Annotated in this window: 17 protein-coding genes; 5 read left to right on the forward strand and 12 right to left on the reverse strand. The window is 61.6% G+C overall.

All coding sequences use genetic code 11. The features are described from left to right. The first annotated feature begins 53 nt into the window (after nucleotides 1-53). Nucleotides 54-497, forward strand: coding sequence for a TadE/TadG family type IV pilus assembly protein (locus HF257_RS03810; RefSeq protein WP_185705274.1), 444 nt, complete (start codon nucleotides 54-56; stop codon nucleotides 495-497). Further along, nucleotides 494-3226 carry a PAS domain-containing sensor histidine kinase gene (locus tag HF257_RS03815; RefSeq protein ID WP_185705271.1) on the forward strand — a complete coding sequence of 911 codons (2733 nt, stop codon included), beginning with the start codon at nucleotides 494-496 and terminating at the stop codon, nucleotides 3224-3226. Before HF257_RS03810 ends, HF257_RS03815 begins: the two co-directional genes overlap by 4 nt. Here the strand turns inward: HF257_RS03815 and HF257_RS03820 are convergent. The 6 genes from HF257_RS03820 to pbpC all read right to left on the reverse strand — a co-directional run bounded on the left by HF257_RS03820 (nucleotide 3223) and on the right by pbpC (nucleotide 10075). After that, a complete protein-coding gene (locus tag HF257_RS03820; RefSeq protein WP_185712020.1) occupies nucleotides 3223-5172 on the reverse strand; it encodes a pilus assembly protein TadG-related protein in 1950 nt (649 codons plus the stop codon). The genes HF257_RS03815 and HF257_RS03820 overlap by 4 nt on opposite strands. Before the next feature lie 151 nt (nucleotides 5173-5323). Beyond that, a complete protein-coding gene (locus HF257_RS03825; RefSeq protein WP_185705269.1) occupies nucleotides 5324-5881 on the reverse strand; it encodes a DUF4136 domain-containing protein in 558 nt (185 codons plus the stop codon). A gap of 45 nt (nucleotides 5882-5926) precedes the next feature. Beyond that, the gene (locus HF257_RS03830; RefSeq protein ID WP_185705266.1) at nucleotides 5927-6529 is read right to left on the reverse strand and encodes a DUF4136 domain-containing protein; all 603 of its coding nucleotides are present in this window, start codon (nucleotides 6527-6529) and stop codon (nucleotides 5927-5929) included. A gap of 24 nt (nucleotides 6530-6553) precedes the next feature. Beyond that, entirely contained in the window at nucleotides 6554-7303 is a 750-nt protein-coding gene (locus HF257_RS03835; RefSeq protein WP_185705264.1) for a methyltransferase, read from the reverse strand. Then, a complete protein-coding gene (locus HF257_RS03840; RefSeq protein WP_071486172.1) occupies nucleotides 7296-7604 on the reverse strand; it encodes a MazG-like family protein in 309 nt (102 codons plus the stop codon). The genes HF257_RS03835 and HF257_RS03840 overlap by 8 nt, the downstream gene beginning before the upstream one ends. A 158-nt stretch (nucleotides 7605-7762) precedes the next feature. Next, complete coding sequence (pbpC, locus tag HF257_RS03845; protein ID WP_185705385.1) at nucleotides 7763-10075, reverse strand: peptidoglycan glycosyltransferase PbpC; 2313 nt, start codon at nucleotides 10073-10075, stop codon at nucleotides 7763-7765. Between the two features lie 242 nt (nucleotides 10076-10317). Here pbpC and HF257_RS03850 point away from each other — a divergent pair, with 242 nt between their 5' ends. Beyond that, a complete protein-coding gene (locus HF257_RS03850; RefSeq protein WP_185705262.1) occupies nucleotides 10318-10611 on the forward strand; it encodes a hypothetical protein in 294 nt (97 codons plus the stop codon). Nucleotides 10612-10749: 138 nt separating this feature from the next. On the opposite strand, the gene HF257_RS03855 is transcribed toward HF257_RS03850, so the two are convergent. Then, nucleotides 10750-15645: an alpha-2-macroglobulin family protein gene (locus HF257_RS03855; RefSeq protein ID WP_185705260.1), complete on the reverse strand. Its 4896-nt coding sequence runs from the start codon at nucleotides 15643-15645 to the stop codon at nucleotides 10750-10752. A gap of 188 nt (nucleotides 15646-15833) precedes the next feature. On the opposite strand from HF257_RS03855, the gene HF257_RS03860 reads away from it, so the two are divergent. Continuing rightward, nucleotides 15834-17171, forward strand: coding sequence for an MATE family efflux transporter (locus tag HF257_RS03860; RefSeq protein ID WP_185705258.1), 1338 nt, complete (start codon nucleotides 15834-15836; stop codon nucleotides 17169-17171). Here HF257_RS03860 and HF257_RS03865 read toward each other — a convergent pair. The 5 genes from HF257_RS03865 to HF257_RS03885 all read right to left on the reverse strand — a co-directional run bounded on the left by HF257_RS03865 (nucleotide 17116) and on the right by HF257_RS03885 (nucleotide 22244). Next, nucleotides 17116-18009, reverse strand: a complete 894-nt coding sequence (locus tag HF257_RS03865) for an alpha/beta hydrolase (RefSeq protein WP_185705256.1) — start codon at nucleotides 18007-18009, stop codon at nucleotides 17116-17118. The two genes, HF257_RS03860 and HF257_RS03865, sit on opposite strands and share 56 nt — an antisense overlap. A 94-nt stretch (nucleotides 18010-18103) precedes the next feature. Further along, nucleotides 18104-20017 (reverse strand): arginine decarboxylase, encoded by a 1914-nt coding sequence (speA, locus tag HF257_RS03870; RefSeq protein ID WP_185705254.1) that lies wholly within the window; start codon nucleotides 20015-20017, stop codon nucleotides 18104-18106. 144 nt (nucleotides 20018-20161) lie between these two features. After that, on the reverse strand, nucleotides 20162-20533 hold the full coding sequence (locus tag HF257_RS03875; protein WP_005784408.1) for a translation initiation factor Sui1: 372 nt from the start codon (nucleotides 20531-20533) through the stop codon (nucleotides 20162-20164). Between the two features lie 194 nt (nucleotides 20534-20727). Next, the gene (locus HF257_RS03880; RefSeq protein ID WP_185705252.1) at nucleotides 20728-21264 is read right to left on the reverse strand and encodes an NUDIX hydrolase; all 537 of its coding nucleotides are present in this window, start codon (nucleotides 21262-21264) and stop codon (nucleotides 20728-20730) included. A gap of 2 nt (nucleotides 21265-21266) precedes the next feature. Continuing rightward, complete coding sequence (locus HF257_RS03885; protein ID WP_376750077.1) at nucleotides 21267-22244, reverse strand: DUF2333 family protein; 978 nt, start codon at nucleotides 22242-22244, stop codon at nucleotides 21267-21269. A gap of 390 nt (nucleotides 22245-22634) precedes the next feature. Here HF257_RS03885 and HF257_RS03890 point away from each other — a divergent pair, with 390 nt between their 5' ends. Continuing rightward, a complete protein-coding gene (locus HF257_RS03890) occupies nucleotides 22635-24305 on the forward strand; it encodes a diguanylate cyclase (RefSeq protein ID WP_185705248.1) in 1671 nt (556 codons plus the stop codon). The last annotated feature ends 343 nt before the right edge of the window (nucleotides 24306-24648 follow it).

Consider the following 24648-nt stretch of genomic DNA (forward strand, 5'->3'; position numbering starts at 1 on the left):
GCCGAATGATTCTATGCTGATATCAAGTAGTAGCCGTCAGGGTAGACGTAGTCATGAAAACAGGCCTCCCTAGAAAGCAGAAAGGTGCTGCGGCGATTGAATTCGCCCTGGTCTTCGGGATTTTTTTTGCCGTGTTCTATGGCCTCGTCAGCTATAGCCTGCCGCTGCTGCTGATGCAGTCGTTCAACCAGGCAGCGGCGGAGGCCGTGCGTCAGGCCATGTCGGTCGACCCGGTTACCGCGGGCACCGCGTACCCTACACAACTCACTGCGCGGGCGAAAAACACGGCAATCACTCAGTTGAGTTGGATCCCCACCAGCTTCCAGTTTTCTCCGGACTTCATCACCGCGACCTACGTTGGCACCACGTTGACCGTGGCCATCACCTACCCCTCCAGCAACCTGTACTCGGTGTTTCCGGCGCTGGTGATTCCCGGTGTAGGCACCGTACCGAACCTGCCAACCAACCTCGCCGCCCGTTCGAGTGTTCAATTTTGACCGCTGGGGACAACCTCTTCGGACGTTTGCTGGGTCGCACCAGCGCCATGCCCGCCGATACGCCCGTGGCGAACCTCACTGGCCTGCAACTACAACTGGATCATCTGGGCCGGGTCGTGACTATCAACGGTACCCTGCGCTCGCAACTTGCCTCGCACCTAGGGGGTGACGCCCGGCCTTTATTGCGTGAATTGCTGTGCGCCAGCAGCGCCCTGAGCGTCGAAGGGTCACCCGCCGACTGGCAGCGCCAAGGCCTGGACCTGGACTTTCGTGGCGCTGCTGATCAGGTGCTGCACACCCGTGGCTGGGTCGAGCCCGACGGCGACCACTGGACCCTGCGCCTGGTGGATGTCAGCGACCTGCTGGCGGGTCGGCAATTGGCGGGGCACCGCGAGCAGAACCATCAGCTGTCCAGCCAGATGAGCGAACAACTGCGCGTTTGCACCCTCAGTCGCCTGCCAGACGTTCTCAACGAACATCTCGCCAGCCTGGCCCAACGCTGGCGCATCCCCTGTGTGGCCATGGCGTTGCTCGACGAGGATGACCAGGGTTGGCGGATCTACGGGCAATACACCGCCCACGACGCTCCGGCCTTGTGGCAAGCCGGCCAACGCCTGGGGACAGGTCTGGACAGCGTCAATGGAAACGTACCACTGAGCCTCGCCCAAGGTCGCAGCGACAACCCGCGCCTGCAAAGCGTGTTCGGCAATGCCGACGGTTTTTTGGTGCCCTACCGCGACGGCCAAGGCATCGCGGCCTGGCTGCTATGCGGCGTCTACAGCACGCAATCACAGACCAGTGAGCGCGACTGGCTTAACCTCACCGCCGCCCTTGCCGCTCCGCTGCTGGGCCGCCTGCGCGAGCAACGCCACCATCAGCAACTGGAACGGGTGGAGGCCTTGCAGGGCCTGCTCGGCACAGGGTGGTGGGAGCTGCTGCCGGCTACCCAGGAAATCCAGCTCGCACCGCAACTGCAGCGCAGCTTGAGCCAGGACGACGGTGCAACCCGCCAACCGCTGAGCCTTTGGCTGGAGTTGATCCACCCCGCCGACCGCCAGGAACTCAACAGCCGCCTGCAAGACCTTCAAGCCCTGGGCAAACCCTTGCTGACCAGCGTGCGTCTGCAACGCAGCGACGCCGACCACAACCCCATCTGGTACCGCGTGCAAGGCCAGGTACTGGGCGTTGGCGACAGCCGCCGTTGGATCGGCTTCATGCTCGACATCAGCGACATCAAGAACCAGCAACTGCAAGCCGCCGCCGCCCATGCCCGCCTGGATAACCTGATCGCCAGCTCTCCGGCGGTTATCTATGTGCAGCGCTACGTCAGCGGCGCCCTGCACCCGGCATTCTTCAGCGACAGCCTGCTGCCGTTATTGGGCTGGACCCTGGCCGATTGCGACCACGCCGGCCTGGCCTCACTGATCCACCCCGACGACCGCGACCTCTATTTTGAACGCACCCGCCAACTGCTGCGCGAAGGCAGCGTGCGCAGCCGCTACCGCGTGCGCGACAAACAAGGCAATTACCATTGGTTGCTGGACGAAGCCAAATTGCTGCGTGACGACCTCGGTTTGCCAGTGGAAGCCGTGGGACTGTGGCTGGACGTCACCGACGCAACCCTGGCCGCCGAGCAGGTCAAGCAGAGCGAAGAGCGCTACCGCATCCTGGTAGAGGACTCGCCGGCGATGATCTGCCGCTACCAACCCGACCTCACACTGACCTTTGGCAACACGCCGCTGGCCAATTACCTGGAGTGCCTGCCCGCCCAACTTCCCGGCCTGAACCTGGGCCACTGGCTGTCGGACGAACAACGCCAGGCCTTTGTACAGCGCATCAGCCAACTGAGCGTGGAGTTTCCCGTCAGCACTGCCGAAATCAGCCTGCAACTGCCCGGTCGAGAACATGCCTGGTGGGTGTGGTCAGATCGCGGCGTGTTCGACGAACACGGCGCGTTGGTGGAAGTGCAAGCCGTGGGCCGCGACAACACCGAAGTGCGTCGTTCCCAGCAGCAACTGACCCAAAGCGCCAAGATGGCCACCCTCGGCGAAATGGCCACCGGCCTCGCCCATGAGATCAACCAACCGCTGAACGTGATGCGCATGGCCATCGTCAATGTGCTCAAGCGCCTGAGCAACGGTGATGCGCAGATCGACTACCTCACCGAAAAGCTCCAACGCATTGATGCGCAGGTCCAGCGCGCCGCACGGGTGGTGGACCATATGCGCGTATTTGGCCGCCGCTCGGAAATCGAACGACACCCCTTCGATCCGGCCCAGGCAGTGGAAGGCACGTTGTCGCTGCTCAGCGAGGGCCTAAAGGGTAAAGGCGTGGAGGTGCGCCTGACGCCGGCGGACTTTTCGGTGCAGGTCATCGGTTACGCCGACCAGTTGGAACAAGTGCTGATCAACCTGATGGTCAACGCCCGCGACGCGCTGCTCAGCCAACGGGAAAAACAACCGGATTTACGCCCGTGGATCGCCGTCCACACCGAACACGACAGCCGCCACGTACGCATCTGGGTCGAGGACAACGGTGGCGGCATCGACCCGCGCTTGCTGGAGCGAATATTCGAGCCGTTCTTCACCACCAAGCCGATTGGCGTGGGCACCGGGCTGGGGTTGTCGGTGAGCTACGGCATTGTGGAAAACATGGGCGGACGCCTGAGTGTCAGCAATGGCAAGGACGGCGCGCAGTTTTGTGTAGAGCTGCCCGTCGTAGGCAGCTAGATCACCAGGTAGGCGCGGCCCATGTGGCAGGTGAGGTTGGCGCCAACTTCGGCGTTGCCCAGGCGGATGCCCAGTGCTGAAAGAAGCGTGTTGACGATGGGGTCGAGGACCGGTGCCAGCACAGTTTTTATCAGCGTCACCACTGAATTGGTCACCGTTGTCAAAAGACCTGCGACGCTAGCCAGCGCGCTATTGGACACACTGCCACTGGGTGGCACGTAGGTGACCTGCAGGCCGTTCAAGGTTGCCCCTAGACTGTTAATGATATCCACGGTGGCGGGTGGGCTTTTGTAGGTCGGCAGTGCATTCATTTCGTTCACTGGCGAATAGAGCAATGTGCTGGTTTGCGCCGCCACGGTGGACAAGGCTCTCAAGTTCAAACCGCCGCCGACGCCCGCTGTTCGGGTTGCACTGCACAGCAACCCAGCCACAAGGCAATACCGCTCACCAAAATCGACCAGCCTGATGGGTTGCACCGTCACCGGGGCAGATGAAGAAAAGGCGGCAACCGGATCAACATAGCCAACGCCCAAAGTAGCGAGTGAAGTGGTGGCCGACACCGTCAACGACTTGGTGGCCGGCGTGGCGCAACTGAAATCCGTTACATGGCTTTCGGCACTGGCGGCCTCTATGTAAATGGACAACGATTGAGTGATATCCACGTCAGTGACGTTGCACCCCACGAGGCACAGGATTCCCCCGACCACCGCGGGAATATTCAAGCTCAGCAGTCCACTGACCACCTGCGACACCGGTGTGGCAAGTCCGGTCAATATCGAACCGACGCCCGACACAGCCTTGAGTATCGGCGCCTGGAGAACAACCAGGGTCCTGACTTGCGCCGTCCTTACAGAAATCTGATTGGTGGGTGGATTGTTTGCCAGCCCGGCCTTCGCCAGGGCGGGGTTGCCGATTGCCGACAATTGCGGCGGCTCGATCACCTTGGTCTGGATCGAGAGGCTGGCAAGCCCTGGAAGGCCCACTTGAACAGCCGCACTAACCGCACTCTTGCTGTTGGACAACTGCGCCACCGCCTGCAATAGGTCAAACAACTGCACCGTGGAGTTCAGGGCAGCCATCGGCGTACCCGTCGCCACGTTCAACAGATTACCCACCGTCAGCACCTTGGTATTGGGCGCGATAGCCGCAATCGCCAGTATGTCGTTGACGTTTGCCAACACTCCCGTGCCGCCCTTTTGCAACAACGTCACCGCCGCCTGGACCAAGTCCGTCGCTGACGCAGCAGTGGTCAATAAGGTGGTGTAGTCGCCTGCGGTCACTTTCAACTGGATCGCCAACTGATCCAGGTAGCTGAGCAAATTGACGTTGGTGCCCAATATGCCTTGCCAGCCGGCTGCCGATATCGAGAGGCCACCACCCAGCAGGTTGGCGAACACTGCATTCAATGCTGGGGACTGGCTGGTATCCAACGACAACAGGTTATTACGAATGGTCAACTGCGCCACCGGCGGGGCCTGTGCAGCCACAGCCGTTGCACTCAAGGTGGTCTGCGTGGCGAGTGGCACGCCATTGAACAGATTCCAGATGCCGTTGGCGATACTGGTGGCCACCGCACTCGAGGCCACGACACGGATCGCATCGTTCTTGGTGGCGTCGGGCGTGAAAACCCGCAGGTTGCTGGCATTCGTCACAAGGGTGCCGCAGGTCACGACCAGAGCACGGCTGCCGCCGGCGACGATAGTGAAGCCATTGCGAGCGGCATTCTGCACGGCATACGCATTGGCGGTGGTATTGGAACCACACTGCCCACCCAAGCCCGCAGCTTCGAGGGCCGCGGTGTCGGCGATGGCCTGGACTTTGCGCTTTTCGAGGTACAGGCGCCCGCTATCAACGGCCAGCAACATGAACACCAAGGCCACCGCCATGGTTCCCGCCGCCATCAGGCCAATCGCACCACGCTGCCTGGAACGAAGTCGGGGAGACATCGAGCACTCCTTTAGCGCTTACTCTCCGTAGATGAGTTGGAGTGTAGACAAGGCTTGGTCAGTGCGCTGGCCAGTCGCCACATTAACGACTGACGGAGAACCCCCTGTGGGAGCGGGCTTGCCCGCTCCCACAGGGGGGGTGTGGTGTTTTTTAATGAGGCGGGTAGGTAGAGAGGATTCGGCTTACCGTGGTGCGAATGGCATTACTGCGATCCTGCGGGTTCGGCGTGCTGCTCATCATCTGCTCGTCACTGCCACGCCACACCAGCTTGCCGTCCTTGCCGTCGAGCAGGTCGATCTGGATGGTCGCGACTTTGTAGGTGATGTTGCGCGTTTCGTTGTACATCGGCCCGCCCCAGTAGCCATTCCACGGGCCACCCCAGGCGCCGCCGTAGTTGGTGGTGACTTGTTGCTGGCGGTCCTCGACGATCAGGTAGGCCTGCACGTTCAAGTCAGCCTTGGTGCCCGCCGCTGCCGGGCGCAGGCCACGCTGGTCGAGCTGTTCGCCCACCGCCTGGCGGATGCGTTGTTCGGTGAGGTCACTCTTGATGCGCGGATCATCCGGGCGGTACTGCAGCGCCGGGTCTTTCCAGGCCCAGCTGCGGTAAGCGCCGAAATCTCGGCTGGCATCAAAATCGTGATTGACCTGGCTGGTCTGGCAACCGCCCAGCAGCACTAAAAAAGCGAGGGTCGCGATACGACGAAACATGGTTTTTCTCCAAAGAGCGAACGGCGCTAGGGATGAGAATAGCTGTTAACTGGGCGGATAGGCGGTCATGGCCTTTTGCACGGCCTGGCGCAAGGCATCAGCGCGTTGACTGAGGCTGCCTTGGCTGGCAGTTTCGGCACTGGTGCTCCATACCGGCTGGCCACTGCGCGCGTCGAACAGGTTGACGCGCACCACCGCCACCGTGACTTCATAGGTGCGCACCACCGGTACCGAGTTGTACATGCCATAGCCGTTGCCATACCGGTTGTAGCCGCCATAACCGTAGCCGTAGTCATCCTGGACTTGCTTGAGACGCTTCTCCAGGCGCACATCGGCGCTCACCAACAAGTCCGGTGGACGGTTGTCATGCAATGGGCGCAGGCCGCGCTGGTCGAGGGCGCCGCTGACGGCTTCGGCAATTTGCGCCGAATCGGCCCATGCCGAACCTGCAGGCAGTTGACCGTTGCGCCAGGCCCAATTGCGGTAGGCACCGTAATCGCGCACCGGCGCAGGATAAGCGCTGGCATCGAAGGTGTTAGCCGCCTGAACAGGCGCGGGTGGGATTGGCGCCGAGGCGGCCACATAGGGATTGGGGCTGGAGCACGCCCCCAAACCGAGAGACAACAGGATCAAACAGAGACGACGCATTTCGACCTCCGCAGACTGGGCCGCTTAAACCGGACGGCAGATCCAGTGCAAATAACGCCCAAGTCCGGCAAAGCTTGGGTGACGACGGTGAGCGAGTTCCATCTCCAAAAGATCCTGCACATTTGCGCGGGCCTGGAATTCCACCGGCATGTAGTCGTGGAACACCCGCACACCACTTTGGCTTTCGACCTGCCAAAGGCCTTCGAGTTGCGCCGCCAATTCCCGTGGGTCGAGGGGTTGCTGCGGCGTGAGGCTCTGTTTCTCGCCAGCCATGTCGTTCTTGCGCATTTTACGGAAGTGGCCTTTGAGCAAATTACGGTAGATCAACGCATCCCGGTTGTAGAACGCCAGGGACAGCCAGCCACCGGGCACCGTGAGCTGGTGCAACACGGGCAGGATCGCATGGGGCTCGGCCAGCCACTCCAGCACGGCGTGGCATAACACCAGGTCGTACGGCTCGGTGAGTTGGCCAAGCAGGTCCTGCCACGGCGCATGAATAAAGGTCGCCGTTTGCCCAGCGTCGGCGAAACGTTGGCGTGCACCTTCAAGCATCGGTTCGGCGGGCTCGGCCAGGGTGACTTGATGGCCTTGCTCGGCCAGCCACAACGACATATGGCCCAACCCCGCCCCGATATCCAACACGCGCAATGGGCGCTTCGGCAGCGCCTCGGTCAGGTCGGCCTGCAGCACCGCCAGGCGAATCGCACCCTTGGCCCCGCCATAGATTTTTTCGGCAAAACGCGTGGCCAACTGGTCGAAATGACGATCACTCATGGGCAAACCGCCGCTCGCTGTCGGCCAACTTGGCGCGCACCACCTCGTTCATGTCCAGGCCCAACTCACTGCACAACAACAGCAGGTACAACACGATATCGCCCACTTCCTGCCCGGCATGGGCGAGTTTGTCGGCGGGCAACTGACGGGATTGGTCTTCGGTGAGCCATTGGAAGATCTCCACCAACTCGGACATTTCCACGCTGGCGGCCATGGCCAGGTTTTTTGGGCTGTGGAACTGCTTCCAGTCGTTGGTATCGCGGATGCGGTGCAGGCGTTCGGTGAGGTGTTCGAGGTTCATGCGGGGGCTCCTGAAGGTGTATAGCTTCGGGGGGATCTGGCTTGAAGGCAAGTGAATCTCCGGGTGTTCTTGAGGACGCCTTCGCGAGCAAGCCCGCTCCCACATTTGAGGGTATTCACAAATCCAAATGTGGGAGCGGGCTTGCTCGCGAAGGCGATTCAATCAACGACGCTGAACTCAAGCCTGGCGGTTTGCCCCGCTTCATCGAGCACACTCAACTGATACCGACCCAACTGCTCGAAACTGGCATTGATAAAGTCCTGGCTGGCACTGTCCCCCAGCGGCGCGCCATTGAGAAACCACCAACGCCGACCGCTGCCGCCGAGCGCAGACAGTTTCAGGCGCAGGGCTTGCTGGCTACCCGCCGGCAACCGCAGTTGATCGCCCTCACGCACGCCGACAATCGACAGTGGCGAGGACGCCGCCAGCGCTGGCGGCGGGCAATCGGGATCAGCGGCCGGAATGCGTGCTTCGCGACGTTCGACCCTGGGCAACCACGGTTCCAGCGGCGCAGGCCACAGGGCGATGTTTTTGAGCGCTGCGCCCGGGCAATGGGCATCGACTCGCAGCCCCTTGGCGTTGACCCACACGCTCTCCATCAACCCCACGCTCAACGGTTGATCCAACGCCTGCAACGTCGGTGGCGTAGTGTTATCCAGCGTCCAGGCAAAGCGTTGGCGACGGCAATTGGGATCGGTGCGGCTCATGGGCTGGCCCAGCGGCCAACAGATCGCCGCCACGCCGACATTCGCGGGAGCCGGTTTGACGGGTGCGCTGATGCCGCGCTGGCTGTCGCGGTTGGTCAGCACATCGTGCACTTGCAGCATCAAGGGTGCCGCCGAGGCGAGGCCGAATTGCCCCGGCACCGGTGTGCCGTCCGGTCGGCCTATCCACACGCCAATCAAGTACCGCGGCCCCACGCCAATCGCCCAGGCATCGCGAAAGCCATAGCTGGTGCCGGTTTTCCACGCCAGCACTGGGCGCTGTACCAGCTCCGCACGCGGGTCACGGTCGGGCCGCGCCTGGCCACTGAGGATCCGCCGCACAATCCAGGCGCCACCTGGCGACAACATCGGGCGCTCCCTGAGTTCGTCGTCCGGCTGCAAGCGAATCGTCGCACTCTTGCCGTCGCGCGCGAAGGCGCTGTAGCCGCTTACCAAGTCTTCCAGGCGGCTGCCCGCACCACCCAGGATCAACGCCAGGTTGGGCTCGGCCAATGCAGGCAATGCCAATGGCACGCCGCCGATACGCATCTGCGCGGCAAAACGTTTGGGCCCGTAGGCTTCCAGCAGTTGCACCGCCGGCAGGTTCAGGGAACTGGACAGCGCCGTACTCGCCGGCACCGCACCGGTAAAGCCCATGGAGAAATTGCCCGGCCGGTAATCGCCATACCGCCGGGGTACGTCCTGTAGCAGGGATTCGGAGTGGATCAACCCATCGTCCAGGGCCATGCCATAGAGGAAGGGTTTCAAGGTGGAACCCGGAGAACGCAGCGCGCTGACCATGTCCACATGGCCAAAACGCTTGGCATCGTTGATGTCCACAGACCCGAGGTAGGCGCGCACGGCCATGGTTTCTTCTTCCACCACCAAAATAGCGGCAGAGGTGTGCTCCGGCAGGCGCGCGCGCCAACCCAGCAGCAGGTCTTCAAGACGGCGCTGTAGGGTGGCATCCAAGGTGGTGCGGATCAGCGGCGGGCTGTCGGGACGGTTCAGACGCCGGGCAAGCAAAGGGGCCAGGCTCGGTTCCAGGCGCGGGGCGAGCAGCAGCGGTTCCTCCAGGGCTTCATCGACAGCAGCTTGCGGCCACACCTTGAATTCGGCGAGGCGGCGCAGCACTTTGTCGCGGGCTTCCTGGGCACGTTGCGGGTGGCGGTCAGGGCGCAGGCGGCTCGGCGCTTGGGGTAATACCGCGAGCAAGGCGGCTTCGGCATGGGTCAGCTGGGCCGGGGACTTGCCCAGGTAGGCCCAACTGGCCGCGGCAACGCCCTGCAAGGTACCGCCAAAAGGCGCGCGGTTCAGGTACAGGTTGAGGATTTGCTCCTTGGACAAGTGCCATTCCAACTGCGCAGTACGCCACAACTGACGCAACTTGCCGTGGAAGGTGCGCGAATGCGGGTCCAGCAGGCGGGCCACCTGCATCGACAAGGTACTGCCGCCGGACACCACTCGTGCGCCGGTCAGGTTCTGCCAGGTCGCACGTACCAGCGCCAACGGGTTTACGCCGGGGTGCTGATAGAACCAGCGGTCTTCGTAGGTGAGTAGTGCGTCGAGGTAATAGGGCGAGACTTCGTTGGTTTGTACCGGGTAGCGCCACACGCCGTTGGCATCGGCGAAACGCCACAATGGGGTGCCATCCTCGGCGAGGACGACGCGGGCCAGGTCGTCTTGAGGCAAGGGTAACGGCCAGATGCGGTCGGCGAGCCACAGCAGCGCAAGCACCAACACCCCACTTGCCAAGGCCCAACGCAATAAATGTGGGAGCGGCGGTGCGACGATTCGACTTGCTCGCGAATGCGGTGTCTCTGCCAATGGCGATGTCACTGACCCACCGCTTTCGCGAGCAAGCCCGCTCCCACATTAGACCGAGTACATCCATCACTCTTGATTAATCGCAAACTCAAACGGGCAAACCTCTATGCTTGTAGGGAACTAGCCTGTCGCAATAACAACCAAAGGCACAGATACGCCCACCTTCTCATCAGGACACACATATGCAGGTAGAAAGCTTTTTCGAATGGTTGGGCCAGGCGCTTGGTTCCATCATCCGTTTTATCGTCGACGGGCTCAGCGGGTTGTTCGGTGCCTTGACCCATGCCGGCGGCAATTTTGTCGAAGGCCTGTCGCGTACGTTGGGCATGGACACTTCGATCATCAGCATCATTACCCTGATTGTTGGCCTGCTATTCCTGTATTCGGCGGTGCGCGCCTTTATGCGGGCGTCGATCATCATCGGGGTTATCTGGTTGATGTTGGGTCTTTGGCTGCTGAGCTGGGTGGTGCACTGATCCCCCAGACACCCTCAGTTCCCCGTGGGAGCGGGCTTGCTCGCGAAGGCGGTGTATCAGTATCAGATGTGCTGACTGACACTGCGCCTTCGCGAGCAAGCCCGCTCCCACATTTGGCTTCCATTTCAAACTGAACGATCAGCGCCCCTTGATCACCAGGTCCGCCGGAGTCTCGCCCACCGCCTGCCAGTTCGGCCGATACATCGACTCCACCTGCGGCGGCGGCACACGGTACGTGCCCGGTGTCACCGCACGCGCCAGGTACAGCAAGTGCGTGGTGCCGTACCCATCCAGGTTCAGCGCCGCCACGTAACGATCATCCCGGAACTCCTGGTGCTTGAGCGAAGCGTTCTGCATCGATTCGCGCCATTCCTTCACCTGACTGCTGGCGTTTTCCAGGCTGGCCGCGCTTTGGGCCAGGTTCTGGTTCTCCAGTTCCAGGCCGGCCGGCAACAGGTCGACCACCAACGCATCCGGCACACGCTGCTTGGCGCTCACCGCCAGGTGCACCAGCACCAGGTCGCCGCTGTTGAGGCTACGCAGGTTCAGCGGCTGGCCGTTCATGCCCAGGTAGTCGCGGCGGATGCTCAAGTTATCCCCACCCGCCGTCGGCGGCACTTGTGGATAACCCGAAACGGTCAGTTGCTGATACACCGGCGTCTCGCTTTGATTGGTCAGGCTCAAGTTGCCAGACAGCAGCTTGCCCTCCAGATCCAGGGTCGACTGCTGGTTGTTCAGTTCATGCACGCCGCCGCTGCCATCGAGCAGTACTTTCCAGTCCGCCTCAGGCTTGGCGAACCCCAAGCGCCCGGCCAGGAACAGCGAGTTACGCTCCTGGGTCGACAGGTACGGACTGGCCGCCAACTGGTCCGACAGCGTGAACAAACGCTCCTCGCGCTTGCCCTTGGCCAGGTCGTTCTCTTCCAGCAAGGCCAGGATCATCGCCTGATCGCGTAATGGACTGCCGTAGTCGGCCAGCCATTCATTGGCGTTACGCTGCGTCGCCAGACCGGCCTGCAACGCCTGATCCGCACGCGGTTGATCGCCCATCTTTTGCAGCGCGATCGCCAACTGCACCAACGGCAAACCGGAGCGTGCTTCGGTGCGTCGTTCGAACAGGCTGCGCAACGCGCCCAGCGGCGCTTGCTGGCTGCGCGCCAATACCATGCCGGCGTAGGCCTGCACGGCAAAGCGGGTGTGGTCGGCGTTGTCGCTGTAATCGACCTCGATCAGGTTGCGCTCCTGCACATAGCGCAGCAGGCGCTCGCTGGCCTTTTTCAGGGCCTCAGGCGGCACGGCAAAACCCTGGTCGCGGGCGCGCAGCAGGAAGTCAGTGACGTAAGCCGTTAGCCAATATTCCTCTTCGCCATCGGCGCCCCACAAGCCAAAGCTGCCGTTGTAGCGCTGCATGCCCAGCAGGCGCTCTATGCCAATTTCGATCTTGCGCTTGCGCTCGGCATCCGACTCACCCTTGATCGACAGGCGCTTGAGCAACGCGTCGTCGGCATACAGCGACGGATACAAGCCGCTGGCCGTCTGTTCCAGGCAACCGTAAGGGTAAGCCTTGAGCGCACTGATCTGCGCACCAAGGTTCAACGGTGGCCGGCTCGACAGGCTCAGCAATGCCTCACGTCCCGAGGCGTCGAATTGATCCAGCGCGCCCGGCGGCAGGTTCCACGGCTGATCCTTGAGCACCGCGCGGTAATGCTTGAGCAATGCCGGATACGCTGGGCGCACGCCCAGGGTCCACTCACGGCTGAACGGTGGCAGGTTCTCGCCCGGCAGGTCCAGGCCATTCACCGTGACCCTGACCTTACCCTGCCCCAAGCCGCCCCAGGCTTTCACCGGGATACGCAGCGTGGTGCGCTGGCCTTGTTTCAGTTCGACGGTCTGCGCATCACTGTTGATCAACTCCAATTGCCCTTCGGCGCTCAGTTGCACCTCCAGTTTCTGCGCTTTGCCCGACAGGTTGGACAGGTCCAGCGCCAACGTGGTCTGGTCGCCACCAGCAAGGAAGCGCGGTGCCGACAGTTCGGCAATCAACGGTGCAGCAATCACCGTCTTGGCTTCGGCCATGCCGTAGCGATCATCGCTCCAGGCCTGGGCCATCAAGCGCAGTTCGCCGTTGAAATCGGGAATGTTGACGCTGACTTCGCCCTCGCCTTGCTCATTCAAGGTCACCGGCGCGCTTTGCAGGGCGACGATGGTCACGCTGGTGTCCGGGCGTTTGCCGCCCTTGGCCAGCGCCGCATCGCCACCAAACGCCAGGCTGGCCAAACGGCCCTGCCCAGCTTCGATCAACTGGCCGTAGACGTCGAACTGGTCCACACCGTAGGCCTTACGGCCAAACAGGCTGGAGTACGGGTCGGGCGTCGGGTATTCGGTGATATTGAGGATGCCCACGTCCACCGCCGCCACCAGCACATGCACCTGCTTCGGCACGCTGCCATCGGCATTCTTGGCGGCGATCTTCACCGTCAGTGGTTGTTTGGGGCGCATCTTCTCGGGCGCGGTGAGGGTCAGCCCAAGTTTGCGCTGGGTGCGATCCAGCGGCAGATGAAGCAGGCCGACCGCACGTTTGGGCGTGATATTGGCTTTGCGCTCACCGGGACGAATCACCAGGGCACTCAGGTACAAATCATGACGCGACCATTTCGGGTCGAGCTTCACGGCGAAGGTCTTGCCCTCTGCCGGCACATCGATTTCCTGCCACCACAACGGGCCTTCGGCGGACTCCACCAGCAGGTAGCCTTTGCCGGCAGCGGGTGGGGTGACGGTGACGTTGGCAGTATCGCCATCGCCATACGCCGGTTTGTCCAGCGCCAGCTTGACCTGGTCGGGGCGCACGGCGCCGCCTTCGGTGTTGTCCTGGGCCTGGTAGCCAGCCCAGAAGCGCAGGCTGCTGACCAACCCGGTCTGCGGGTCTTCAACCTCGACACGGTACGGGCCCCACTCCACCTGGAAGCTGACCTTGGCGGTGTCGCCAGCCTTGATGTTCAGGGTCTGCTCATCGAGGTTGAGGAATTTTTCGTTGAAGTGGTAGCTCCAGCCATCGCTCTCGGAGTAGTTCCAGTAGTAGTCACGACGCTCGCGCACCAGGCGCACCTTGAGGTTTTGTGCGGCGAGTTTCTGCCCATCCTGGTTGGCCAGCAACACGTCGAATTCCGCCGGGCCATCGCCATTGGTTTCCTTGCCGTCAAACAAGCCACGCAAGCCCGGCAGTTGTTTGGCCGGCCAGATCGGTTGCACCAAACGGCGAGTGATCGGTCGCCCGCCCGACTCTTGCAGGCTGGCCTGCACGATCAGTTGCAGGGGCGACTTGGCGTCGGCCCATTTGCTTTCCAGGGTCAGAGCTTCCTGGCCCTTGGCGTCGAGGACGCTTTCGTCCAGTTCAAAATCCTGGCTCAGTTCTTCTTCCGTGACAGAGCCGAACTGATAACCCGGCAGTGACTTGACCGCCTCGCGCAACGGCCGCACGTAGACTTGACCGCTGACCCGGTTGCCAGACGCCGGTGCGCCGTAGAGGTAGCGACCGTTGACCTGAATCACCGGGTTATCCGCCGGGCTCAGCGGCGTATCGCTGCCCTTGAGCTCCAATGCGAGCCGCTCGGGCAGGAAGTCTTCGACGAGGAACTCATACAATTGCGGCTTGCCGTCACCCAGGTTGAACACCAACTGCCAGCGCCCGGTCGGCGCTTCGCCGGCCAGTTGCAGCGGATACTGATAGAGACCGGAGGCGTCGGCCTCCCACACAAACTTGCGACTCACCTGTTCATCCGGGCGACGCACTTCGACGCTCACCGGTTGCGGTTTGACGGCGTTGCCATCCTTGTCCCGCAGCAGTGCATTAAGCAGCACGGTTTCGCCAGGGCGATACAGGTCACGCGGGCCGAACACAAAGAACTGCAAGGGATGGGACGGTTGACCACCGATATCGAACTCCGCCAGGTCCAATGCGGCACTGTCCAGGCGCAGCATGCTGGTCTGATCACCTTGCTTGGCCAGCAGCACCTGGGCGTTCTTCGGCAACGGCAACTCGGCATGGCCGCCCTTTTCGGTCTTGCCTTGGCCGACCACTCGGCCATTGGCATCAAGCACTTCAAGGTCAACGCCATCCAGCGCCTTGCCGCCTTCCAGTGCCTGGGTGAAGACATCCAGGCGATGGGCATAGCGGTGCACCGACAGGCCGATATCACTCAAGGTGAACAACGTGGCCGGTTGTGAGTAGTTGTAGGTGCCAGAGGCGCGCATCACTGCCAGGTACACGCCTGGCTGCTGCAATTGCTTGAGGCCGGCGATAGGCAGCAACAGGGTCTCGCGGGTGTTGCGCGCCGGGTTCAAATCGAAACGGCCACCGTAGACCAGATCCGCCATGGGCAGCAGTTCGCGGGACTCATAACTTTGCAGGCTGGTAGTGCGCCCCCACCGCGCCAGGAACGACGGCAGGGAGTCGGGCTTGATGCGGAAGAACTCGACGTCGATCTTGTCGACGTTTAGCGCGATCACCGGCAGGCCTTCGGCCAGGCGCGTCGGCAGCAAGGTGCCACGGCTGGCGAAGCCGACGGTGGCTTGCAGATCACGGGTTTCCAGGCGGGCGATGTACTCGGCGGCGAGTGCGTTGCCATTGACAGCCTTCACGCCAGCGTCGACCGTCAGCACCAGCTTGCGCTGCGGCTCCAGGTGGCGCAGGCGCAATTCCATAAGGTTGTCGGAGAGTTCCCAGGCGCCATCGACCTTGCCCGACTTGCTGTCCACCAAGTGGAGCTTGTCGGCAAACTTCTGATCGGGGTCCAACGGAATGGAAAAACTCACCGACAAGGTACTGGCCCCGTCGAGTTGCACTTCGGACACATCCACCACACTCAACTCACGCCCGGCATAACGCTGCTTCACCGCCGCCACATCCACCGCCGCTTTCGCAGGCTTGGGCGCAACCGTCGCCGCTGGGGCAGTCGGGGCAGCCGGTTTATCGGAAGAATCGCAGGCGCTCAGCAGGGCCAGCGCGCAGGCCAGGAACAATCCTTTGTTAAGCATGGGGCACTCGTAGTGAGAGGGGGCCGAGGGGTGAACTATATATCAGCCTGGGTGGGGCCGATGGGGTGCTGGTCACATTGACCGACGGAGGGTGGATTGGTTCTCAAGCCGAGCCGAATCCTACAAACACATTGGCTCTGCGGTGTTCTGAAGGGACGGTTACAATGCCGCTCCCCCGAGGAGCCTGCATGTCCACCCTACTCTCCGACTGGCGTCACCGCCCCACCCACCGCAACGTCTGGGCCCTGGCTGCGCCGATGATCCTGTCGAATATCTCGGTGCCCTTAGTGGCCTTGGTCGACAGCATGGTCATCGGCCACCTGCCTCATGCCCATCAGTTGGGTGCCGTCGCTGTCGGCGCCAGCTTGTACACATTTCTGGCCTGGGCCATGGGTTTCCTGCGCATGGGCTCCACCGGGTTCGCCGCACAAGCTGCCGGGCGTAATGACGGCGCCGCACTGCGGCAAATTCTGCTGCAAGGTCTGCTGTTGGCGCTGGGGCTGGCGATGTTGCTGGGTACCGTGGGCATTCCGCTGAGCCATCTGGCCCTGGAATGGATGCAGCCCTCCCCCGAACTCAATCAACTGACTCAGGATTTTTTCCACACCCGCCTGTTCGGCCTGCCTGCGGCCCTGGCAAGTTACGCGCTGGTGGGCTGGTTCCTCGGCACGCAAAACGCCCGCGCACCGCTGGCGATTCTGTTGACCACCAACCTGGTCAACATCGCCCTGAACCTGTGGTTTGTACTCGGCCTGGATTGGGGTGTGGTGGGTTCGGCGCGGGCGTCCGTCGTGGCTGAATGGACCGGCGCCCTGCTCGGTCTTGCGCTCACGCAAAAAGCCCTGCGCGCCTACCCCGGGCATATCGCCTGGGCTGCATTGAAACGATGGCAGAGCTGGCGCCCATTGCTGGCAGTGAACCGCGACATTTTTATCCGCAGCCTGGCGCTGCAATCGGTGTTCTTCATGATCACCGTGCAAGGCGCACGCCTGGGTGATGCCACCGTGGCGGCCAATGCGCTGTTGCTCAACGGCCTGCTGCTGACCGCCCACGCCCTGGACGGTTTAGCCCACGCCGTCGAGGCCCTGTGTGGCCACGCCATCGGCGCCCATGACCGCCAAGCCCTGCGCCGTTCACTGGTGGTGGCCGGCGGTTGGTCACTGATCGCCAGCGTCGGTTTTGCCTTGCTGTTCACCGTTGGCGGGCACCTGTTTATCGCCATGCAAACCGATATCCCCAGCGTGCGCGAAACCGCTGATATCTACCTGCCCTATCTGGCTGTGCTGCCGTTGATTGCGGTGTGGAGTTACCTGCTGGACGGCCTGTTCATCGGCGCCACCCGCGCGCGGGAAATGCGTAACGGCATGCTGCTGACGGTACTGCTTACACTGCCATTCGCCTGGGCGCTGCAAAGCGTGGGCAACCACGGCCTGTGGATAACCTTCCTGCTGTTCATGGCCCTGCGCAGCCTTACTCTGTGGGCGATTGCCTGGCGCTTGAATCGGCAGAACCAGTGGCTTGGATAAACCCAGTCACCCGATCCAAGACCGGCGCCAGCCAGCGTAGCGGCCTGGAGATCGAGGCCACCAGCGTCGCATGGCTGGTTTTGCTGAAGTAGAACACCTCAACCGGTACACCGGCTGCCCGCAACTTATTCGCCAAGCCACCGGTATTGCGCGTCGGGTTGACCAGATCGTCATCCGTCGAGGCGATCAACAGCGTGGGCGGTGCACCGGCGCTGACGTGATTGATTGGCTGGGACTCGGGCGGCGAATCCGGATAGAAAAACACCGGCCGAACATCGCGGTTTTCAATCGGCAGGAAATCATACGGCCCGGCCAGGCCGATCCAGCCTTTGAATATCGACGGCGACAAGCCCACCGCATTCAGCCAACGCCCATCCAATGCCAACATCGAGGCGTTGTAGGCCCCGGAGCTGTGGCCCATCACATAAAGCTGTTTAGGGTCTGCGCCGTAGTCGGCGATATGTTGATGTGTCCAGGCCACCGCCTGGGCGCCGTCCTGGAGAAAAGCGGGGTATCGCACCTGCGGGTAAAGCCGGTAGTCGGCGATCACCACCACGATGCCGCGAGAGGCGAGGGCTTCGCCAACAAAACCGTAATCATCCTTGGAGCCTGAGTTCCAACTGCCACCGTAGAAAAACACCACCACGGGCGCATTGGAGATAGCCGGTACAGGGCGGTAGATATCGAGTTTCTGGCGAGGATCATCGCCGTAAGCGATGGCCGAGGTTTTGGTGAAGGTGCTGGAGGGGGTGAGTGCGTTGAGCACTTTGATGGGGGAGCAGGCCGCAAGGAGTGCGGCGATTGCCAGGGTGAATGCTTGTAAGAGTTTGCTCGACATCTCTCAGCCCCCACACAGAAGGTACTACCAAGATGGAGATCCAAATGTGGGAGCGGGCTTGCTCGCTCCCACATTGGATTACCGTCAGCTCAGGTTATGAGGACAGGTACGAAGACCGCGTCAGGCCCAGGCGCAATGCATCCAGGAACTGGGTACGCTCCGACGCACTGATCTTCGCGCTCGCGCACTTGTCACGGTAGTGAGTCATCAACTCCTCCGGCGACAAGTGCACATAGCGCAGCATGTCTTCGATGGTGTCGTGGGTCTCGATACCGGCGCTGTACACCGAACCGTCTTCACGCTGGTAAATGTTCACCGAGTCGGTGTCACCGAACAGGTTATGCATGTCGCCGAGGATTTCCTGGTAGGCACCCACCAGGAAGATACCCAGCAAGTAGTCTTCGCCTTCGTTCAAGGCGTGCACCGGCAAGCTGGTCTCGATGGACTGCTCGTCGACGTACTGCTTGATCTTGCCGTCGGAGTCGCAGGTCAGATCCTGCAATACCGCACGACGCAACGGCTCTTCATCCAGGCGGTGCAGCGGCAGGATCGGCAAGACCTGGCCGATGGCCCAGGTGTCGGGCAGGCTCTGGAAAACCGAGAAGTTGCAGATGTACTTGTCGGCCAGCTTGTCGTTGAGTTCGTCCAGCACTTGGCGGTGCGAACGCTGGCGGGCTTTCAACGAGTTGTGCAGGCGACGGCACACCGCGAAGTAGCATTGCTCGGCCAGGGCTTTTTCCGCCAGGGTCAGCTTGCCATCGGCGTATTGGGTGGCCACGTCACTCATGTAGTGGGTGGCGCGCCAGTAGGTTTCGGTAACCATCTCGATGTCGGTCGGGCCCAGCAGGTCCACCAGCCATTGCACGGTTTCCGGCAGGGCTTCCTTGTTCTCGATCAACGGCACGTCGTCGTTGTGCTTCTCGACGTCGGTGACTTGCACCACCAGCATGGCGTGGTGGGCGGTCAGCGAACGGCCACTTTCGGAGAAGATGTGCGGGTGCGGCAGGCTCTGCGCGTCGCAGAATTCCTTGAGCATGCCCACCACCACGCCGGCGTAGTCGTCCATGTCGTAGTTGATGGAGCTGGCGTTACGCGAGTGAGTACCGTCGTAGTCCACGCCCAGGCCGCCACCGACGTCGATGTGGTCCACCGGCAAGCCGAGGTTGCGCAGTTCGCCGTAGTAACGAATGGCTTCCTTGAAACCGTGCTGGTAGTCGGCCAGGTTGGCGATCTGCGAGCCCATGTGGAAGTGCAGCAGGCGAATGCCCTGGTCCAGGCCCGCAGCGCGGAAGCGCTCGACCACCGACAGCAGTTGCGCCGCCGACAAACCGAACTTGGACTTCTCGCCACCGGTGTCCGCCCACTTGCTCGACGCCAGCGACGACAAACGCACGCGCAGCCCGACCTGCGGCTTGACCTTGAGGCTGGCAGCCTCTTCGATCACCAGGCCGACTTCGGATTCTTTCTCGATCACGATGAACACGTTATGGCCCAGCTTCTGGCCCATCAGCGCCAGGCGGATGAACTCACGGTCCTTGTAACCGTTGCAGACGATGGTGCCGCCCTTCGGTGCCAGCGCCAGCACGGCCAGCAGCTCGGGCTTGGAACCGGCTTCGAGGCCGATGGACACGTTCTGGGTGGCGATGATGTTCTCGATCACCGCTTCCTGCTGGTTCACCTTGATCGGGTACAGCGCGGTGTACTTGCTCTGGTATTCCAGGCGTTCGATGTTCGCATCGAACGCGCCGGTCAGCTGGCGTACACGGTCTTGCAGGATATCGGGGAAGCGCACCAGCAATGGCAGCGACAGACCGCTTTTGCGCAGTTCGTCGACTTGCTCGTACAAATCAACGGGCGTGCTGTTCGGGCCGTTCGGACGGACTTCAACGCGACCGGCATCATTGATCGCGAAATACCCGGCCCCCCAATGGCGAATCCCGTAAACACTGCGGCTGTCCGCAACTGTCCATTGGCTGCCATCGTCTTTGCGTGTGCGTCGTACGGACATCGAAGTCCCCTATAAATGAAGTCGAAGGCACCGCCCCCTATCAGAGGCTGGCGCAGTCTAAAGAATGAAAATGACGATTTGCCTGCGTGCAAGGTAGGACCCCACGCGCAGGACAGAGTTTAGACACAGGTCGGGAAGAGGCTTTCAGCCGCCGGACTTCTTGGCCTTGTACCCGAGCTTGATCAGCTCGGCCAACAGCAACTCGACGTGATCGCCCTGGATCTCGATGACGCCGTCTTTCAACGCGCCACCGGTGCCACAACGTTTTTTCAGCGTGGTGGCCAGCTCCTTCAGGGCATCTTCGGCCAACGGCACGCCGGTGATGGTGGTCACCGTCTTGCCGCCACGGCCTTTGCTCTCGCGTCGCACGCGGGCAATACCGTCGCCTTCAGGGATCAGGGTCTGTTTGCAGGTACACGAATCCACGGGCTGACGACAGTCCGGGCAGTGTCGACCTGCGTCGGTGGAAAATACCAGGCCACCAAGGGCGGCGAAGGATGCGGCTTTTTTGGCCACCGGCAATCCTCTTGGGAGGACAAAGACTGATCGGCACCCGCGAAGGGGAACACCGACCGCGAAGCCCCACTCAGGCAGGGGCAGCGCTACCGGACCGGCCTGCTCCATAGCAGGACGGCTCGGGTGAAAAGTCGCGCAGTGTAACGGCAAAAAGCCGACTTGCTAAGGGCCAAATGGCGCCAATTTATGCAACTTTAGCGACGCGAGGCCAGATAGCGGCGCAAGCCCTCTTGGGCGTCGGGGCAGTAAGGCTTTTGCTCCGCTTCTTGCAGAACGCTTTCGATGGGCAAAAAGCGCGCTTCCATGACTTCTTCGGGCTGTAAATGCAGGGCGCCGTCCCACACGGCCGAGTAGGACGTACACCAGAGCCGGCTGTCGCCATCCTCAAAGTAGAAGTGGTCATGTTCGACCAGCTCCACCCCGCCAACCCCCAGCTCCTCTTCCAGCTCACGGGCTGCCGAATCGGCATAACTCTCCCCCGCCGCCACCATGCCTCCCGCCGCCGTGTCCCAAAAACCGGGGTACATGGCTTTGCTCAGGGTGCGCCGATGCACGCACAGCTCGCCGGCCGAGTTGAACAGGAAGATAAAGGTGCAGCGGCCGATCAAGCCGCGCTGGCGCAAGTCCGACCGGACCAGGGCGCCGAGCAGGTTGTCCTGTTCGTCTACCCAGCAGATCAGTTCAGCATCGGAGGCCGCACGGTGTGCGGCCTCTTTTTGAGTAGCGTCCATCATCAACCCTGGTTGAGGAGCTGACGCAAGTCGATCACTGCAGCGTTTGCCCGGGAAATATAGTTGGCCATCACCAGCGAATGGTTCGCCAGTACGCCGAAGCCACTGCCGTTAAGAATCATAGGACTCCATACCGGTTCCTGCGATGCTTCCAGCTCACGAATGATCTGGCGCACGCTGACGGTCGCGTTCTTTTTCGCCAGTACATCGGCGAAGTCGACTTCAATGGCGCGCAACAGGTGGGACAAGGCCCACGCCTGGCCACGGGCTTCGTAGAACACGTTGTCGATCTGCATCCATGGGGTTTCCACCACTTCTTCATCGACCTGCGGCACTTCACCCGGCGCCAGGGCTTCGGTTTTCAGCGCGGTGTTCAGCTTCACCCGGCCCACGCTGGCCGATAGGCGTTGCGACAGCGAACCCAAACGGGTGGCGACGTCGCCCAGCCAGTTGTTCAGGTTGTCGGCGCGGGCATAGAACAGCGCGCCTTTCTGGTTCGGATCAGACAGGCGCGCTTCATAGCGGCTCAGGGAATTGATGCCTTCCTGATACTCCGATTCGCTGGACGGCAACACCCAGCTTTTATTATCGAAGTTGAAACGCGGCTCGGCCTTGGCCAGATCGGCGTCTTCGGCCGACTGCGACTGCGAACGTGCGAAGTCTTTACGCAGGGCACGGGTCAAGTCTCGCACCTGTACCAGCACGCCGTACTCCCAGCTCGGCATGTTGTCCATCCACAGGCCCGGCGGGAAACGGTCGTTGGAAATGTAGCCACCCGGCTTGTTCAGCAAGGTGCCGACCACGGTCTTGAGGGTTTCGACGGTGGTAAAGCCCACCACCATTTGCTTGCCGTCTTTCTCGGCAGCAATCTGCGCATTTTGCTGGACCGGAAACAGCGCCGGTTCTTCGCTCCAGTACCAACCCAGGGCACCGGTGACCAACAGGTACAAACCCAACACGCTGAGCAAGGCTTTGCTCATCAGCAGGTTGCGAAAGTAGCCACGGTTGGCCGACTTGGGCTCAGGGGCGGGGCCTTTGGCACTGCCTGCACGGTTTTTCCAGTCCAGCATGGCGATATCCTTTCAATCACTTGAGTTCATGCACATCAATTGTCCGGGTGCGTTCAAACACTCCGACCACAACCCTACCCCATCGTGCCCACAGGTGCGGGGCTTTTATAACGAAACGGGCCAGCGTTGGCGTTCGACTATAAAGGATGCAGGTTTTTTACGCAGTTCGACCAGCCAGTCACTAACTGAATTAGGCTGACACGCAGTTTATTGACGTACGACACTCATCCTTTGGAAAAGAGGTGCTAGCATAGAGCCATCAGTTCGACCTCAGCATGCACCCTAACTAGTAGTCAGGATATGACCGAGCCAGAAGACCCCAGCCGTGAGCGCCTCAAGCACCATTTTGCCCAGCGGGTAATTCATCAGGCACGTCAAATTCTTGAGATCTGGCAGCGCCTGCAACGCAGTGAATGGTCCAACACCGACCTCGCCGAACTCAGCGAAGCCAACTTGCGCCTGCTGCGCTTTGCCGAGCGCTTCGAACAACCGGAACATGGCCAGTTGGCACGCAATATCGGTGAATCGCTCAAAGCGGTGGACGAAAACCGCGGGCGCCTCAGCAGCCACCTGATCACCGAACTCAATCGCTTGATGCAACGCCTGTCCCGCACCGGCCTGCGCCAGGGCGACCAGCTTGAGCAAACCTTCCTGCCGCCTATGCGCAAGCCGATCTACGTGATGCTGGCCGATCACGATCGCGCCGAACGCCTGGCCAAGCAGCTGGAATTTTTTGGCATGAGCGCCCAATCCCTCGACAGTGTTCAGGCGTTTCAGGCTTCCATGGCTGAGCGGCTACCGTCAGCAATTGTCATGGATGTGGACTTCTGCGGCGCTGGCCTGGGCCTCAAGCTTGCAGCGCAAGCCCAGGAAGGCCTGGAGCAAAGGCTACCGCTGCTGTTTTTCAGCCTGCATGAAACCGATACTCCGACCCGTCTGGCCGCCGTGCGCGCCGGGGGTCAGGAATTTCTGACCGGTACGTTGGAAGCTTCCAGCCTGCTGGAAAAAATCGAAGTACTGACCTGCGTCGCCCAGTACGACCCCTACAAAGTGCTGATCATCGACGACTCGCGCGCCCAGGCGCTGCACACCGAGCGGCTGCTCAACAGCGCCGGCATCGTCACACGTACCTTGATCGAACCGATCCAGGCCATGGCCGAGCTGGCGGATTTCCAGCCCGACCTGATCATTCTCGACATGTACATGCCGGCCTGCACCGGTACCGAACTGGCCAAGGTGATTCGCCATAACGACCGCTACGTCAGTGTGCCCATCATCTACCTGTCAGCCGAAGACGACCTGGACAAGCAACTGGACGCCATGAGCGAAGGCGGCGACGACTTCCTCACCAAGCCGATCAAGCCACGTCACCTGATCACCACCGTGCGCAACCGTGCCGCCCGTGCGCGCCACCTCAAGGCACGGATGGTGCGCGACAGCCTGACCGGGCTGTACAACCACACCCATATCCTGCAATTGCTCGAAGACTGCAGCTTCCGCGCACGCCGCGAGAAAAAGCCATTGAGCTTTGCCATGCTCGACATCGACCATTTCAAGCGGGTCAATGACAGCCACGGCCACCCCATGGGCGATCGCGTGATCAAGAGCCTCGCGCTGTTCCTCAAGCAACGCTTGCGCAAGACCGACTATATCGGGCGCTACGGCGGTGAAGAGTTCGCCATCGTGATGCCCGACACGGACCTGGACGCAGCCTGCAAAGTGCTGGATGAAATTCGCGGGCGCTTTGCCGAGATTCACTACCCCGCGCAGCCTCAGGATTTGTGGTGCACCTTCAGCGCTGGGTTGGTAGAGCTGTGCGACGGTTCCGACAGCCTGATGATGGCCGCCCAAGCCGACGAGGCGCTGTACCGCGCCAAGGATGCCGGACGCAACCGCGTACAAGCCGCACGCACGTCAAAGCAAAGTGCCACCTTTTCACCGGAATCCACTGATTCCGTCATAACTCTGTAACGGAAACGCAATAACTTCAGGCACTTATCTTTTGCTGTCGGTTGAAACCACGCATGCGCCTGAAGCTGCTGACCAATCTCAACACCCTTCTTCTGGTGGCCGTGTGCCTGGCACTTGGGGCGACGCTCTGGTGGTCGCAACAAGCGCTGGAACGGCCGTATCTGCTGATGGAGCGTTACCTGGGCCTGTCCCAGTCCTTCCAGAACCAAGCCGCGCGTAACATCGACGATTACCTGGCCAGCGGCGACGCCCTGCGTTTGAGCAGTGCCAGCCAGAGCCTGGAAAGCCTGCTGCAACACTTGGACGATCTGCCCGCCGAGCTGGCGCAAAACCTGCGCCCGAG

It is taken from the genome of Pseudomonas cremoris (assembly GCF_014230465.1).

Coding starts and splice junctions, on each gene's coding strand:
- HF257_RS03810 (WP_185705274.1), top strand. CDS start 54: ATGAAAACAGGCCTCCCTAGAAAGCAGAAAGGTGCTGCGGCGATTGAA.
- HF257_RS03820 (WP_185712020.1), bottom strand. CDS start 5,172: ATGTCTCCCCGACTTCGTTCCAGGCAGCGTGGTGCGATTGGCCTGATG.
- HF257_RS03825 (WP_185705269.1), bottom strand. CDS start 5,881: ATGTTTCGTCGTATCGCGACCCTCGCTTTTTTAGTGCTGCTGGGCGGT.
- HF257_RS03830 (WP_185705266.1), bottom strand. CDS start 6,529: ATGCGTCGTCTCTGTTTGATCCTGTTGTCTCTCGGTTTGGGGGCGTGC.
- HF257_RS03835 (WP_185705264.1), bottom strand. CDS start 7,303: ATGAGTGATCGTCATTTCGACCAGTTGGCCACGCGTTTTGCCGAAAAA.
- HF257_RS03840 (WP_071486172.1), bottom strand. CDS start 7,604: ATGAACCTCGAACACCTCACCGAACGCCTGCACCGCATCCGCGATACC.
- HF257_RS03850 (WP_185705262.1), top strand. CDS start 10,318: ATGCAGGTAGAAAGCTTTTTCGAATGGTTGGGCCAGGCGCTTGGTTCC.
- HF257_RS03855 (WP_185705260.1), bottom strand. CDS start 15,645: ATGCTTAACAAAGGATTGTTCCTGGCCTGCGCGCTGGCCCTGCTGAGC.
- HF257_RS03860 (WP_185705258.1), top strand. CDS start 15,834: ATGTCCACCCTACTCTCCGACTGGCGTCACCGCCCCACCCACCGCAAC.
- HF257_RS03865 (WP_185705256.1), bottom strand. CDS start 18,009: ATGTCGAGCAAACTCTTACAAGCATTCACCCTGGCAATCGCCGCACTC.
- speA (WP_185705254.1), bottom strand. CDS start 20,017: ATGTCCGTACGACGCACACGCAAAGACGATGGCAGCCAATGGACAGTT.
- HF257_RS03880 (WP_185705252.1), bottom strand. CDS start 21,264: ATGGACGCTACTCAAAAAGAGGCCGCACACCGTGCGGCCTCCGATGCT.
- HF257_RS03885 (WP_376750077.1), bottom strand. CDS start 22,244: ATGAGCAAAGCCTTGCTCAGCGTGTTGGGTTTGTACCTGTTGGTCACC.
- HF257_RS03890 (WP_185705248.1), top strand. CDS start 22,635: ATGACCGAGCCAGAAGACCCCAGCCGTGAGCGCCTCAAGCACCATTTT.